Here is a 14,881-nt window from a genome sequence, read left to right as displayed (position 1 = left end):
GTATTTTTAATTATATTCAGCACATAGCTAGTTTAATACTCTGGTAAAATTAACGCTAGAGGGCCAGCGTTTTTTGTAGAAAAAGTATAAATTAGCATATAACGCTGTAATGATACCCTTGATATTTTTTAATCTCATAGAAACAAATTAGGAATACATGATGAGTGCCTTATCACAATTACAATCCATGACCACCATTGTTGCTGATACGGGAGACTTAAGTGCCATAGCCCGCTTAAAGCCTGTTGATGCAACAACCAATCCCAGTCTAATTACCAAAGCACTCACCCACCCTGATAAGCAGGCCATGCTTTCTGACACCCTAAATCGTTACTCAAGTGATGGCGATGACATGATTGACAACGTCATCGATAACTTAACCATTCAAGTGGGCTGCGACATCCTAAAATTAATCGATGGTCGTGTTTCAACAGAAGTGGATGCTAGATTGTCTTATGACACAGAAGCGACCATTGCCAAAGCTCATGAATTTATGGAAGCTTATGCGCGTGCCGGCGTAGACAAAGACCGTATCTTGATTAAAATCGCTGCTACTTGGCAGGGTATTAAAGCCGCTGAACAATTAGAAAAAGAAGGCATTCACTGTAACCTAACTTTAATCTTTGGTCAGCATCAAGCGGTGGCCTGTGCTGAAGCTGGCGTAACGCTTATCTCGCCTTTTGTGGGCCGTATTCTTGATTGGCAAAAACGTGAACAAAACCGTCAAATAATACCTGTCAGTGAAGACATGGGTGTACAGTCGGTAAAACGCACTTATCAGTATTACAAGCAGCACGGTTACAAAACTCAGGTTATGGGTGCAAGCTTCAGAAGTGTGGATCAGATTCTAGCTTTAGGGGGTTGTGATTTATTAACCATCTCACCTGACTTGCTGGATGATCTAGCGGCATTAGATACTCATGTAGAGCAAGCGCTATCGGCGGATATGATCAGTGAAACCATGCCAAAAGTGAGTTTAACTGGTGATCAATTCAATGCAGAATATGAAAAAGACAGCATCACTCAGCATTTGCTACCTAAAGGTATTGATGGCTTCATCTCAGCGCGTGACGAGTTGGCCAAAGCTTTAATGCAATTAAGTAAATAATAGTCGTACTAACAACAGTCATAAAAAAACTCTACGTCAGCGTAGAGTTTTTATTTCATGTTTAGATTATCAGGGTTAAATTAACAGCCTTAACAATCAGTTAAAACCTAAAAAATATAACCCTAATAACTTTAATTCTAACAACTATAACTTAGCCTTCAAGTACGGTGTAAACTGGTACAGGAAACGCCGGATGTAAATCCACCAAATCAAGCAGCACCAACACGCCAGTCACATCATGGCCCGATTCTTTACATAAGTTATAAGCCGTATTTAAGGTACCGCCCGTTGCCAAAATATCATCGACCAATAGCACTTTTTTCGGTGTTAAGCCGCCTTGGATTTCTAAGGTATCACTGCCGTACTCTAAAGCGTAAGACTTATTGGCCACAGGTGGTGGTAACTTGCCTGGTTTGCGTAGCAATATCATCCCTTTACCTAGTCTGCCTGCCAATAAACTGGCAAAGACAAAGCCGCGTGCCTCAACTGCCACAAAGCAATCAATTTCGTCTAGCAGACCTTCTGGTAAAGCACCTAATAAGGCATCGATTACTTCATCAACCTGATCCAATAGCAAAGGTGTGATGTCATAAAAATCAATGCCAGGCTTAGGAAAGTCAGAGACAGTACGAATGGCCTTCCATAGGTCATGCTGTCTACGGGATTGTAAAACATCATTGTTAAGTAGCTTAGAAGTTGCATCTTGTTGATTCAAGATACTTTGAGGGGTATCACTCATAAGTTTTTCCAACAGTTAGGGATCAGAGAGTATCATGGTTGACTTCCTCCCCTCGCTAAACCGAGGGGATTCCTACAGCTAGACGGTCAAGCCCGACCGCGAGGATGTTCTTAGCGGCATTGATATCTCTATCATGCCATGTGCCACACTCAGCACACCTCCATCCTCTTATTCGCAAGCCTGCTCTACCTTTCGGACTACTGTCACTTATTTTAAGGCAGCACGAACAGGTCTGGGTAGTGTAACTCTCATTTACCATCTCAAGCTGACAACCTGCATACTTGCATTTATATTCCAGTTGTCGTTTAAGTTCAAACCATCCTGCATCATATGTCGATTTAGCTAGCTTGTTTTTTTTATTGGTAAATGAGTGTGATTTAACATCACCAACCACAATTAAGCTGTTATCTTTAACAAGCTTGGCGGTGAATTTATGAATTAAGTCTAATCTTGTGTTTTTGATTTTAGCGTGGATTGCTTTGACACGCTTTTTATTCTTAGCACGCTGGGCTACTGCTAATTTACTCGCCCATTTTTGCGTTTGCTTAATAGTTAGCTTGTCACCCATTGAGGTAGTAGCAGACTCTTTTAAGCCCAAATCAATACCAACGCTGCCCTTACCACTTACTTGCTTAGGAAAGTCTTTAACGGTGATACACGCATACCAACGACTACGACTGTCTTGTACTATCTCAAGCGTGTTAATTTGATATAGGCTTAGGTTGTAGCTATCGAATACATCTATGATGAGCTTTTGACCTTTAGATAGCGATAGCTGTATGGTTGATTTCAGTGCCTTCTTACCTGTCTGCCTTGTTTGCAAATACTTGATGGCAGATTTCTTAAAAGGTATCCAACCTAAGCTTTTACGCTTGGCATCAGCTCTATTAGTACGCCAGTTAAGTTTGGCTTTTTTAAATTGTTTACGTGATTTAGCGTGTGTCTCATTGATAGCCTGTAAGGTCTGACTGTGTAATCCTAAATATTCACCGCTACCTTTGGTATACTCACTTAGATCATAAGCACTAAAAAACTTACCGGTACGTTTTAGATGCTCAAAGCAAAGTGCATTAACATAGTTCCACACGAAGTTCACTGAACCGCTTAGCTGATTCAGCTTTTTTATGTGTTTGTCTTTAATGCGTAGCTTGAGTGTTTTCATATCTTTAGTATGGCAAGATTAATTTTCACTTACAACCCTTTAACGGTTTCTTACGACAGTGTATGTCGCCTTATATCCACCCCCTGAAGTGGGTGGTTTTACGGCGACTGGTGATAAATAATGACAGTCAGCTAATGCTACTGATTTCTCAAAACAGCTGACAAAATAGCTAACCAAACTCTTCGCCAAACAGCTAGAAACACAACCAAGTTGTCTAAGGCTAATAGATTTTTAAAGCACATAGTATGATTAGAACCAAGAGCTATGTTAAAGCGGGTTCTGTCTAAGTAAATAACTTTGTTGAAACTACTGGTTTAGCTTTTTTTTAAATCGACCGGTTAGCACAGGCATTATTTTGAATGTCGGCCATTTTATCATATCCGCACTGCTGCGTCTTATAGACAACGTACTTAAAATCAAATACCGGTTATGTGGCTTGTTTGCTATAATCAAATTCCAAAATTAAAGATTAACCTTGTTGTATAGAGAAGACTGTAATGAAAAAATGGGAATGTATCGTTTGTGGCTGGATTTATGACGAAGAATTAGGCTGCCCAGAAGAAGGTATCGAGCCATGTACTAAATGGGAAGATATCCCTGATGATTGGACTTGCCCTGAATGTGGTGTTGGAAAATTAGATTTTGAAATGCTTGAAATTTAGTATATTTTAATACTAGAAATATTTAATAGTAGACATAGGCAATGATAGAGATAGCGCGTTGGTTATAGACCATATTAGCTATAGGCTGTATTAGTCATACCATGACAATGCAATCTCTCACCTGTGTCTACTTCAAGAAGCGTATTGTCACTATTGGTCAAATTACCTATATGTGTTGCAATGACTGTTAGAAATTGGCTGTCAAAAGGAGTTAGAACAATTATGCAAAACCCTGCTCTGTCACGACATGAATGGTACCCGTCTCCAATTTCAGACTTAATGCAACAAGCCATTATCCCGGTCTCTGATGAGATTGAACTCTGCGTGGAGGTCGGGGGTAATCCTAATAATCCACCGTTATTATTGGTAATGGGCTTAGGATCACAGCTTATTTTTTGGCCTGAAAGTTTTATTAAACGTCTTATTGAGGCTGGATTCTTTGTAATTCGCTTTGATAACCGTGATATCGGTCTTTCTACCAAAATATCGCGTAAAGATTTACCCAAAGTGAACACTATCGCCGCCATGATGAAGCTGCAGTTTGGTCTCGATAACTCAAAGACGCCTGTTCCTTATCGTATTGATGATATGGCAGATGATACGGCCGGCTTAATTCGGGCCTTAGGCTTTCGTCAAGTGCAAGTACTAGGGGCTTCTATGGGCGGCATTATTGGGCAGGTATTGGCCGCCAAATATCCACACTTGGTCAATCGCCTTGCGCTGATATTCTCTACTCATAATAAGCCTTTATTAGCGCCCCCTCGCCCCAAACAACTTTACTCTTTGATCAAACGTCCTAATAGCTATGAAGAGGAAGACATTGTTAAACACGGTCAATGGTTTATCAGGACTATAGGCTCACAGGGCCATATTGATGAAGAAGCAGTCGCCGAAGTTGCCAGACTAAGATACAGACGCTGCTTTTATCCTATTGGTTCGCTGCAACAGCTCAAAGCCATTTTGATGACTGGCTCTATCCACCCGTACAGCAGAGAAGTCAAAGCACCCACTTTAGTGATGCATGGTAGCCATGATGGGTTATTGCCACCCTCTCACGGCAAAGCAGTGGCCAATGATATTCCAAATGCCCGCTTTAAGCTCATCAAAGGTATGTCACACGATTTACCTGAGTATTTTCAGCCTTTCATTGTCTCTCAGCTGAAAAAACATATGTTAGACAAAGATTAATCTACTACGCAGTGCTTAATTACGCTGTGCTTAATTTAACGTACTGTGTTATTCAGTCAAAAGCACTTTATTATTCTGGAAACCCTATACTTTAGCAATCCTATTGCTCAAAAAATAGTACCTATAAAACTTAAACTACTATTAGTTTCTGCTAGAGCCTAGACCTTCTCTAGCTTCTAGCAGTACCTAATCACAGCATTTTATGGCTAATTGTCATCAAAATGACATTCAAATGCTCTAGTCTTCTTTGATAATAGCCTTTTGCTAACCGCCTATATCACCTCTAGAAATCTTCCTATTTAGGAAAGCAAACGCAAAAACCACAAATCATACAATTGATAAGTCGTAGGTTTAGCGAGTTTGACACAAATAGGTTGTTTTATAGCAAAGGTATTATTACAAAATACTAGGTTGTGCTCTATGTCCACTCCAGAATCACCGTATCAGATTAAAACCAAACCTTCGAAATATGCGCATTTTATGCAGGCATATAAAATTAAAACACCCAAGTATAAATTCTACTTAGAACGTGGTGGTAATGAAGGAGACCCTATCATTTTGTTAATCATGGGGCTTGGGGCACAATCTTTAGTTTGGTCTAATGTGTTTTGTGAGCGTTTAATCAGCTGCGGCTATCAGGTTATTCGATTTGATAATAGAGACATTGGCAAATCCAGCAAGCTAAAGCATAAAAACAAGCTTACCAAAGAATATAAGTCCGTCTCTAAAAAACTGGCCTTACTGTCTAGATTCAAACTGGGATTACCGATTAAGATTGAAGAGGACAGTATCCCCTACACACTATATGATATGACAGAGGATGTGCATCAACTTTTAAATGCTTTAGAGATTGAGAAGTGTTATGTCATTGGTATGTCGATGGGTGGGATGATAGCTCAAATATTGGCCGCTGAATATCCTGAACGGGTAGAAAAGCTAGGTCTACTGGCAACCAGTAACAATAAGCCTTTTTTGCCACCACCAAAGCTTGATGCCTTAAGAGCGCTAACCAAACCGGTAGCCGATTTGAAAGACCCTAAAGAGGTAATTGAAAACAACTTACAATTACAACGGGTAATCGCATCACCTGATTTCTTCGATGAAAGACGAGCCTTAAAAAAAACAAAAACTCTTTATAAGCGGCGTTTTTATCCCAAAGGAGTCAATCGTCAGCTATTGGCTGTTTTAGCAACCGGCTCTTTGGTGGAAACTGATAGCAAAATAAAACAACCTACTTTAATCGTGCATGGCTCCAAGGACAGGCTACTGCCCCCTGCTCATGGTCACAGCCTAGCCAAGACCATTCCTCATGCTACTTTTAAGCTTATTCCAGGTTTAGGACACGATATCCCTTATGCGTTGGCGCGTTATCTGGCTGATTTATTCGCTGAGCATTTTAGCGGTACAATAACGGACATAGAAAAAGAGGCAACGCTTAATTCACTAGAAGTAAACACTGCCTCTAAAGACTAAAACCCAGTCGTATTTATTTGATAAACCTACAACAGGCTCTTAACTGCGATAATCTGCATTAATACTGACATATTCATGAGATAGGTCACAGGTATAGACTGTGTCTGCTGCATCCCCCATACCCAAATCAATATTAATAGTAATCTCAGGTCGGCTCATGACCTTTTGCCCTTGTTCTTCGGTATAGTTAGGATCCAACTGACCTCGTGTACAAATAGCCACATCGTCTAAAGTGACACTGACTTGGTTAGCATCTAGATTTTCAGCCCCTGAATAACCCACAGCCGCAACAATACGACCCCAGTTTGGATCACTGGCAAAGAAAGCTGTCTTAACCAAGGGTGAATGTGCTACGGCGTAAGCCACATCACAACAGTCTTCAACGGTCTTGCCACCAGTCACTTTAACCGTAATAAACTTAGTAGCGCCTTCGCCGTCACGTACAATCAAAGTCGCCAAACGAACAAATACTTGCTTCAATGCTTCGAACAATCGGGCATAATGCGGATGCTGCTTAGAATCAATCAGATTCGACTCATTATCACCAGTGGCAATTAACACACAGCAATCATTGGTCGAGGTATCACCATCGATGGTGATGCGGTTAAAAGATTGATTGGTAAGTTCAATCAACATCTGTTGTAGTAATGGCTGAGTGATCGGTGCATCAGTGGCCACATAACCTAACATAGTAGCCATATTAGGGCGAATCATGCCCGCCCCTTTAGAAATACCGGTCACACTATATTCAGTACTATCATCGACCGTAATCTGAGTGCTGGCTACTTTGGGAATGGTATCGGTAGTTCTAATAGCATTGGCGGCTGCTAACCAATTATCTTGTGATAAATCAGCCAAACACGACTCTAAACCTTTAATAATGGCCTCGCTATTGATAACCTCACCGATGACACCGGTAGAAAAAGGCATTACTTGATTGACCGCCACACCCGTTTTATCCGCCAACACCTCACAAGTCTGTAGCGCACGACGATAACCTTCATCGCCGGTCGCAGCATTGGCATTGCCTGTATTAATCAGCAAATATCGTGCTGATTTATTGCTGTCTGCAAGCTGCTTCAAATGCTCACGCACTAACAATACTGGTGCAGCACAGCATTTATTGCTGGTGGTAACACATGCAACCGTGGCACTATCCGCCAAGCGAAATACGACCAAATCATCACGGTCTTTATAGCGCACACCAGCAGCGGTAATACCAATTTCAACGCCCTTAATGGCATGGATAACGTCTGGTGGTGCAATATTTCCTACTGGCATAAATGTCCCTTACTTATCGGTTAAAAATTATCGGTGCAGTCTTTATTTAATTTAAGTTAATTTTATTTGCTTAGGCTATTTCTTAGAACTTGAAAGAAGCCCAAATTGGCGCATGGTCGGATGGCTTTTCCATCGCTCTTAATTCATAACTAATACCGGCATCAATGCAATGGTCTTTAATGTCATCTGTGCACAGGATATGATCAATTCTTAGACCTCGCTTAGGGTCATCGTCAAAGCCACGACTGCGGTAATCAAACCAGCTAAATTTCTCATTACAATCTGGGTTATGAATACGGTAAGTATCAAATAAATCACGGCTCATCAAAGCGCTGTACCACTCTCTCTCTTCAGGCAAGAAAGAGGTCTTACCATTCTTGAGCCAACGCTGTGCATTCTTCTCACCAATACCAACATCATTGTCTTCAGGGGCAATATTCATATCCCCCATGATAATCAAAGTACGCCCTTCCTCTTTTAACTGATCGACATACTCATTGAGTGAGGCGTAATAGTCTCTTTTCATAGGAAACTTGATTTCGTGATCACGGCTTTCCCCTTGCGGAAAATAACCATTCAACACATCAATCTCTTTACCATCAAAAACATAACGGGCATGAATAAACCGCTTTTGTGCCTCTTCAGACTCACCTGGAAAACCTTTTTGTACAAATATCGGCTTAACTTTCGAGACCAAAGCCACGCCATAGTGAGCTTTTTGACCAAAATACTCCACATGATAGCCTAGAGACTCTACATCTTGTAAAGGAAACTGCTCATCATGTACTTTGGTCTCTTGAATACCCATTACATCAGGGTCAATAATATCTCTAACCGCTTCTAATTGATGCTGACGTGCTCTAATGCCATTGATATTAAAACTAACAAAACGGATCATAAACCTAAATATCCCAAGGTAAAAAGTAAGTGCTAATCATTATTATAAATTTATAGAGGTCAACGACCTTATGCTTATTATTGGCTTATAAGCATTACGCCAATAAAATGAGTACCCATAACAAGGTAAGTACCTATAAAATTTATGGCAATAGACGCTTAATGGTCCAATTTTCACTGCCCGCTGCTTTTGTATACAGTATTCTGTCGTGCAATCTGTTGGGTCTGCCTTGCCAAAATTCTATCTCAGTCGCGGTAATCTGATACCCTCCCCAAAAGTCGGGCGTCGGCACACTGCCTTCAGGATACTGTTGCTTAAGCGCTGCAAACTTGTCGTCCATAGTGTCTCGGCTATCCACTTCTCCACTTTGCGGTTGACTGACCCAAGCACCTATTTGACTTTCATAAGGACGTTTTTGGAAATAAGCCTCTGTGGTGGCAAGGTCTACTTTAGCGATACTGCCTCGGATTCTTACCTGACGCTGCATATCGTGCCAAAAGAACAGACTTTCAGCGTGAGGGTTTTGTGCAATATCCTGACCCTTTTCGCTTAGGTAATTGGTGTAAAACACAATGCCTTTATCATTAATTTCACGTACTAATACTGTCCTAACCGCTGGCATACTATCAGAACCACAAGTGGCCAAGCTAATGGCATAAGGTTCAGGAACCTTTTGTTCAATCGCTTCACTCACCCATAAGGTAAGTAACTCAAAAGGGTCATTTAATAAAACTTCTTCATGAAGTTCGCCCTTTTCATACGATACTCTTTGATCCGTAAAGTCCATAAATCACCTATGTTACGCCCTATTTGTATTAACCCCTATAAATTGTTTTTATGCTGATAAGTCTTATAAGGGCACTCAATATATTTAATAGAAAAATGCCGAATCAATACCTTTATTAGCCCGCCATAACAGCTTTGACTTTATCTGCGAGCTTATGAGCCAACGCATCGCACTCTTCCGTATTATCAAGCTCAACCATAACCCGAATCAAAGGCTCAGTACCTGACTTACGAATCAGAATTCTTCCTCGTCCCTCAATGCTTTTTGAAGCCTCGTCAAAAGCTTGGACTAATTCTGGGAAGTCATAAGGATCTTGCATCTGCTCAAGACGTACGTTTACCAAACTTTGTGGCAATAGCTTAAAGCCTGCGGTTAACTGGCTAAGCGTTTGCTTGGTTTCTGCCATAACTGCTAAGATTTGAAGACCGGCAATGATCGCATCACCCGTACGACTCTTGTCTAAACATAGAATATGACCTGAAGGCTCACCGCCTAAAATCCAATCATTTGCCTCTAGACCTTGCATCACATATCTATCGCCTACTTTGGCTCTCTCTAGAGGAATGCCTTCTGCTTCAAGTGCCAATTGCAGTCCCATATTACTCATTTGGGTACCGACCACACCGGCTGCTTTGGTTTCCGACTTAGTGGCTAAGATATATAAAATACCATCACCATCTACCAGCACGCCATTTTCATCGACCATAACAATACGGTCACCATCACCATCTAAAGCAATACCGACATCGGCTTTATGCTCTACAACGGCTTGTTGGATGGTTTCTGGATAAGTAGAACCACATTTATCATTAATATTAACGCCATTTGGCTTGTTATGAATAGCGATAACATTTGCGCCTAACTCACGTAACACACGAGGGCCTACACTATAGCCTGCCCCATTTGCACAGTCGATAACAATAGTCAGATTAGACAAATCGTATTGGTAAGGGAAGCTGCCTTTACAGAACTCAATGTAACGCCCTTTGGCATCATTGATTCTGAAATGCTTACCCAATCGTGCAGGGTCTTCTTGAAAATAATCAGCATGACCTTCAACAATACCCTCTAGCTTTTCATTGATGGCGTTTTGCATGTCATCGCTAAGTTTACGGCCATCTCCTGAAAAGAACTTAATACCATTATCATAATAAGGGTTATGAGACGCAGAAATAACTACCCCAGCATCGGCATGAAAGCTACGGGTTAAATGGGCGATAGCAGGTGTCGGTAAAGGGCCGATCATATGAACATCGACCCCTGCTGAGTTAAATCCTGCTTGCAGCGCTGCTTCGATAACATAGCCTGATAGACGTGTGTCTTTACCAATCACCACGCTCGGTTTCTTTTTGGGGTTAGGGTTTTTGTCTACCAAAACCTGTCCGGCCACATAACCTAGCTTTAAAACGAAATCAGGGGTGATAGGAAATTTACCAAAAAGACCACGAATACCATCTGTACCGAAATAGCTCATATATACCTCAAATAATTAACGGTTAAATTGAATTTATTATGTCCTAATATACTACAAAAAAAAGACCAAAAGATATGGTCTTTTGGTCTTTTAAATCACTATTTGAGAACAATCGACACTTCCTATCATTTTAATAAAAAACGTGGCTAAGCCTATTTAAATTAGTGATAAATAGGCTCAACTGAGTGTCATTTCTATAACAATAAATTATGCAACAGCTACCTGTAACTTAGTTAGCATACGGCATAATCAATTCTATCGATTAGCTGATGCGATAGTTAGGCGCTTCTTTGGTAATTTGAACGTCGTGTACATGCGACTCTTTCATACCGGCAGAAGTCACTTTAATGAATTGAGGCTTGGTACGCATCTCTTCGATAGTGGCACAACCGGTGTAACCCATAGAAGAACGTAAGCCGCCTACTAATTGGTTCACAATACCATTAACAGGACCTTTGTAAGGCACACGACCTTCGATACCTTCTGGTACTAACTTCTCAACACCGTCTTTGGCGTCTTGGAAGTAACGGTCTGATGAGCCGTTAGAGCCAGACATAGCCCCTAAGCTACCCATGCCACGGTAAGCTTTATAATAACGACCTTGGAACAGCTCTACTTCACCTGGCGCTTCTTCAGTACCGGCCAATAATGAGCCCACCATGATGCAAGAAGCACCCGCGGCAATGGCCTTCGCCATATCACCTGAATAACGGATACCACCATCAGCGATCAATGGAATGCTGTCTTTAAGTGCTGATGCTACATTATCGATAGCAGAGATTTGAGGTACCCCAATACCAGCAATAATACGCGTGGTACAAATAGAGCCAGGACCGATACCAACTTTCACAGCGTTCGCGCCCGCATCACGTAAAGCTAGAGCAGCATCACCGGTTGCGATGTTGCCACCGATAACTTGAATGTGTGGGAAGTTTTTCTTCACCCAGTTTACTTTATCAATAACGCCTTGCGAATGACCATGCGCAGTATCTACAACAATAACATCAACTTCAGCTTCAACCAATGCTTCTACACGGGCTTGAGTGTCTGCACCTGTACCGACAGCTGCGCCCACACGTAAGCGACCTTGAGAGTCTTTACAAGCATTTGGGTTATTCTCAGCTTTGTTAAAGTCATTAACCGTGATCATACCTTTTAGGCCGAAGTTGTCGTCAACCACTAGCACTTTTTCGATACGGTGTTCATGCAGTAATTTTTTAATTCTTTCGTTACTTTCGCCTTCTTTCACTGTCACTAGCTTATCTTGAGGCGTCATGACATTGCTAACAGGCTGGTTGTGATTGGTTTCAAAACGCACATCACGGTGAGTAACAATACCCACTACCTGGCCACTGCCTGCCTCAACCACTGGTACACCAGAAATGTTATTTTCATGAGTAATACGAAGTAGCTCACCCACAGTGATATCTGGGGTTACAGTAATAGGATCTACCACCGTACCGGCTTCGAATTTTTTCACTCGGCGCACTTGCATGGCTTGACGATCAATATCCATGTTTTTATGCACAATACCTAGACCACCAAGTTGAGCCATGGTGATGGCCATTTCTGACTCAGTCACTGTATCCATTGCTGCAGATATGATAGGAAGATTCAATGAAATCTCTTCAGTTAATCGCGTCGTCAATGAAGCTGATTTAGGAAGCACATTTGAATATGCAGGTAGGAGTAAAACATCATCAAAAGTTAGGGCATCATCTACGATTCGCAACATACAGACCTCTTGGCTAGGGAAAATAAGCAACCTATTATAACAAAATAAATGCTTTTGTGAGCAGTTGAATTTAAAGAGTTTCGCGGTTAAATACGCTTTAAGTAATTATTAATAATGACAACTTTGCTGGTGTTATTGTCCCTCAACTTACAATAGCAGGTTGCTCACTTTCAATAACAGAGCCTAATATCTCAACTTTAAATTTAGTCCCAATAATTAAGAGATATAGGTAATAAAGGGGCGAGTTGCATAAACTGGCTTTCAAATCAATATCTATCTCTCGTAGCAGGCAAAGTAAGCAGTTAATCTGCCGCTCTAAAACTTAACTTCTAGGTGCGAAATTTAATCTCTTGGTGCAAGCGTAATACGATCCGTCGGTAAATAGTCACGATGCGTCTCATTTAAGTAATCCAGCATTTGCTTACGAATATCGCATTCCAAATTCCAAGCGTTCATCGGCCCATCAGCGCTAACTTTACCTCGTAGTGTAATACTTTCTTGGGTCACTTCGGTGACTCTCATCTCAGGCTTCATTTCTTTGTCCCATAGTTTATGAGCTATAGCCAACTCATAAAACTTCTGCTCTATGGCATCAATATCTGCCCCATAGTCGACATACAAGTGAATAGCACTTGACTGATGTGATGAAGTATGTGACCAGTTTTCCAGCACCTCAGTGACAAAATACTTCATGGGTACAATAAGTCGTCTATCATCCCAAGTTTTTAATACCGCATAGGTATAACGTAAGTCTTCTACCTCACACCAGATATCATTAACAAATATGGTATCGCCAATGCGTACTGGCTGCGTAATCGCTACCTGGAATCCAGCAATAATATTGCCCAAAGTAGGCTGAGCCGCGATACCTATAATAGCGCCTGCAATACCGGCAGAGGTCAATAACGTGGTACCTAATCCTTCTAAATCAGTGAATTCTGCCAAACTTATCCATATACCACCCAGCACCACCACAAAAATAAAGATACGTCTGAAGATTGAAACGTAGGTCATTCTGATGCGCTGGGTATTTACCTGCTCTTCATCTAACGAGTCAATTTGATAATCTTGGTAACGGTTGGCAAAGAAATTAATCCCTCTAATGCCAAGCCATAGACCACTCATGACCAGACACAACCAGATAATGGGCCGAGTGGATGTGGCAATAGCATCTACTCTAGGTAAGCTGCCAGATACCAAAGCCAGCATCATAGAGAAGCTTAGGGTGACAGTGAGAGGCACAGTTATTTTAGAGAAGAAGTCAGTCAAGCTTCGACTACGTAAGGACAGCTCATTACTCTTAGTGCGTCGGGTAATGGTATTAGAGTAGAGACTAACTAACTTTGTCACGCCTTTACTAAGGGTAAAGCTTATACCCAAAGTGGCTAACATAAACAAAAATAAAGTCAGCACTTCCCAAGCGCTAATACCCCAAATCTTAGTCGTCATTGGCCCTGGTAAAAAGTGCTCAAACTCTGCAGGCTTATGAATGTCATATAACGCATTAATATTGGCCACAGTTTGCGAAGAGAACACCCAAACTGGGGCTTGATCGCCGACTCGCACGCGTTCTAAATATAGAGGTACACTTCTGCCTTTATAGTTAATACTGCCTAATTTTATGGAGCGTCTGGCCACCCCATGAATGGGACTATTTGTCCCTAACGCAGGTTCAATCAAACCATCTGAGCGATCCGGCATCTCATCAAACACATACAATGCTTTTTCATTCATCAGATAATCTAGTTTTTGTGCTAGATAAGCGGCTTCATTTTTTTGCTGAGCTTCGGGGAGTAAATTTAGGTTTAGAGCATAGCTTGCCAAGGCAAAGTTATTCTGTAGATTGGCACTGTTAAAGAATTCTAAGGTCGCAAGTGGTGTTTCTAGATTCGGTGGCGTAGATAATTTTGGAAGTCCTGTATTAAGCTTATTGATGACATAATAAGCCTCATTGAACTCGCCAGTGAGCTCAGGCTCAGCCAATAAGGTTCGACTGGGCGCTTCTTCGTCAGATTCAGACTCTTCCCCATCTTGTCCGATCTTCTGCAGGGCATATTCAACCAAATTCTCAGGCTGTTTGTTAGCCTCATTAGTGTCTTTACCCTCTTTGGCATGAGACAAAACAGAGAGTGACGACACCCCTATGATCACCACAACCAAACTGAAAACTCTCACCATACACCGAGTTAAGTTAGTCTTAGCCGAATCAACCTGCTCACCGAGCCCTGCGTTATCAGTGGCGTGCATTAATAAACGTACCATACGTGATAAAACGACTTTAAAAGGTAAGCAGTCGATGGCTGGCTTGGTTTCTAATTTAGGCGCTATTGACGGCCCGTCATCCTTTAAATCACTCATATCCCTTCCATTTCTT

General features: G+C 41.4%; 12 protein-coding genes. 4 read left to right on the top strand and 8 right to left on the bottom strand.

The genetic code is table 11. From position 1 onward, the window contains the following. The first annotated feature begins 160 nt into the window (after positions 1-160). Positions 161-1,108 (top strand): transaldolase, encoded by a 948-nt coding sequence (locus LK453_RS10795; protein ID WP_201537822.1) that lies wholly within the window; start codon positions 161-163, stop codon positions 1,106-1,108. A 151-nt stretch (positions 1,109-1,259) separates the two neighbouring features. On the opposite strand, the gene LK453_RS10790 is transcribed toward LK453_RS10795, so the two are convergent. Both LK453_RS10790 and LK453_RS10785 read right to left on the bottom strand, forming a co-directional pair. Beyond that, positions 1,260-1,847, bottom strand: coding sequence for an adenine phosphoribosyltransferase (locus LK453_RS10790; RefSeq protein ID WP_201537814.1), 588 nt, complete (start codon positions 1,845-1,847; stop codon positions 1,260-1,262). 55 nt (positions 1,848-1,902) lie between these two features. Then, the gene (locus LK453_RS10785; RefSeq protein ID WP_227953996.1) at positions 1,903-3,009 is read right to left on the bottom strand and encodes an RNA-guided endonuclease InsQ/TnpB family protein; all 1,107 of its coding nucleotides are present in this window, start codon (positions 3,007-3,009) and stop codon (positions 1,903-1,905) included. 497 nt (positions 3,010-3,506) lie between these two features. Between LK453_RS10785 and LK453_RS10780 the strand changes: the two genes are divergently transcribed. The 3 genes from LK453_RS10780 to LK453_RS10770 all read left to right on the top strand — a co-directional run bounded on the left by LK453_RS10780 (position 3,507) and on the right by LK453_RS10770 (position 6,332). Then, positions 3,507-3,671, top strand: coding sequence for a rubredoxin (locus LK453_RS10780; protein ID WP_201537810.1), 165 nt, complete (start codon positions 3,507-3,509; stop codon positions 3,669-3,671). 222 nt (positions 3,672-3,893) lie between these two features. Continuing rightward, positions 3,894-4,859 (top strand): alpha/beta fold hydrolase, encoded by a 966-nt coding sequence (locus LK453_RS10775; protein WP_201537808.1) that lies wholly within the window; start codon positions 3,894-3,896, stop codon positions 4,857-4,859. Between the two features lie 420 nt (positions 4,860-5,279). Then, positions 5,280-6,332 (top strand): alpha/beta fold hydrolase, encoded by a 1,053-nt coding sequence (locus LK453_RS10770; RefSeq protein ID WP_201537806.1) that lies wholly within the window; start codon positions 5,280-5,282, stop codon positions 6,330-6,332. A gap of 39 nt (positions 6,333-6,371) precedes the next feature. Here LK453_RS10770 and argJ read toward each other — a convergent pair whose 3' ends face one another. The 6 genes from argJ to LK453_RS10740 all read right to left on the bottom strand — a co-directional run bounded on the left by argJ (position 6,372) and on the right by LK453_RS10740 (position 14,865). Next, positions 6,372-7,613 carry a bifunctional glutamate N-acetyltransferase/amino-acid acetyltransferase ArgJ gene (gene argJ, locus LK453_RS10765; protein WP_201541957.1) on the bottom strand — a complete coding sequence of 414 codons (1,242 nt, stop codon included), beginning with the start codon at positions 7,611-7,613 and terminating at the stop codon, positions 6,372-6,374. Positions 7,614-7,695: 82 nt separating this feature from the next. Continuing rightward, positions 7,696-8,511, bottom strand: a complete 816-nt coding sequence (gene xthA, locus LK453_RS10760) for an exodeoxyribonuclease III (RefSeq protein WP_201537802.1) — start codon at positions 8,509-8,511, stop codon at positions 7,696-7,698. A gap of 142 nt (positions 8,512-8,653) precedes the next feature. Then, a complete protein-coding gene (gene pdxH / locus LK453_RS10755; protein WP_201537800.1) occupies positions 8,654-9,298 on the bottom strand; it encodes a pyridoxamine 5'-phosphate oxidase in 645 nt (214 codons plus the stop codon). Positions 9,299-9,413: 115 nt separating this feature from the next. Then, positions 9,414-10,772, bottom strand: coding sequence for a phosphoglucosamine mutase (glmM, locus tag LK453_RS10750; RefSeq protein ID WP_201537798.1), 1,359 nt, complete (start codon positions 10,770-10,772; stop codon positions 9,414-9,416). 262 nt (positions 10,773-11,034) lie between these two features. Next, a complete protein-coding gene (guaB, locus tag LK453_RS10745) occupies positions 11,035-12,507 on the bottom strand; it encodes an IMP dehydrogenase (protein WP_007393414.1) in 1,473 nt (490 codons plus the stop codon). A gap of 342 nt (positions 12,508-12,849) precedes the next feature. Then, entirely contained in the window at positions 12,850-14,865 is a 2,016-nt protein-coding gene (locus LK453_RS10740) for a mechanosensitive ion channel family protein (RefSeq protein WP_227674440.1), read from the bottom strand. Positions 14,866-14,881: the final 16 nt, after the last annotated feature.

Source organism: Psychrobacter sanguinis (assembly GCF_020736705.1).
GTDB lineage: Bacteria > Pseudomonadota > Gammaproteobacteria > Pseudomonadales > Moraxellaceae > Psychrobacter > Psychrobacter sanguinis.
The sequence above is the reverse complement of the archived record's forward strand: the minus strand, read 5'-3'. Positions and strand labels throughout refer to the sequence as shown.

Coding starts and splice junctions, on each gene's coding strand:
- LK453_RS10795 (WP_201537822.1), top strand. CDS start 161: ATGAGTGCCTTATCACAATTACAATCCATGACCACCATTGTTGCTGAT.
- LK453_RS10790 (WP_201537814.1), bottom strand. CDS start 1,847: ATGAGTGATACCCCTCAAAGTATCTTGAATCAACAAGATGCAACTTCT.
- LK453_RS10785 (WP_227953996.1), bottom strand. CDS start 3,009: ATGAAAACACTCAAGCTACGCATTAAAGACAAACACATAAAAAAGCTG.
- LK453_RS10780 (WP_201537810.1), top strand. CDS start 3,507: ATGAAAAAATGGGAATGTATCGTTTGTGGCTGGATTTATGACGAAGAA.
- LK453_RS10775 (WP_201537808.1), top strand. CDS start 3,894: ATGCAAAACCCTGCTCTGTCACGACATGAATGGTACCCGTCTCCAATT.
- LK453_RS10770 (WP_201537806.1), top strand. CDS start 5,280: ATGTCCACTCCAGAATCACCGTATCAGATTAAAACCAAACCTTCGAAA.
- argJ (WP_201541957.1), bottom strand. CDS start 7,613: ATGCCAGTAGGAAATATTGCACCACCAGACGTTATCCATGCCATTAAG.
- xthA (WP_201537802.1), bottom strand. CDS start 8,511: ATGATCCGTTTTGTTAGTTTTAATATCAATGGCATTAGAGCACGTCAG.
- pdxH (WP_201537800.1), bottom strand. CDS start 9,298: ATGGACTTTACGGATCAAAGAGTATCGTATGAAAAGGGCGAACTTCAT.
- glmM (WP_201537798.1), bottom strand. CDS start 10,772: ATGAGCTATTTCGGTACAGATGGTATTCGTGGTCTTTTTGGTAAATTT.
- guaB (WP_007393414.1), bottom strand. CDS start 12,507: ATGTTGCGAATCGTAGATGATGCCCTAACTTTTGATGATGTTTTACTC.
- LK453_RS10740 (WP_227674440.1), bottom strand. CDS start 14,865: ATGAGTGATTTAAAGGATGACGGGCCGTCAATAGCGCCTAAATTAGAA.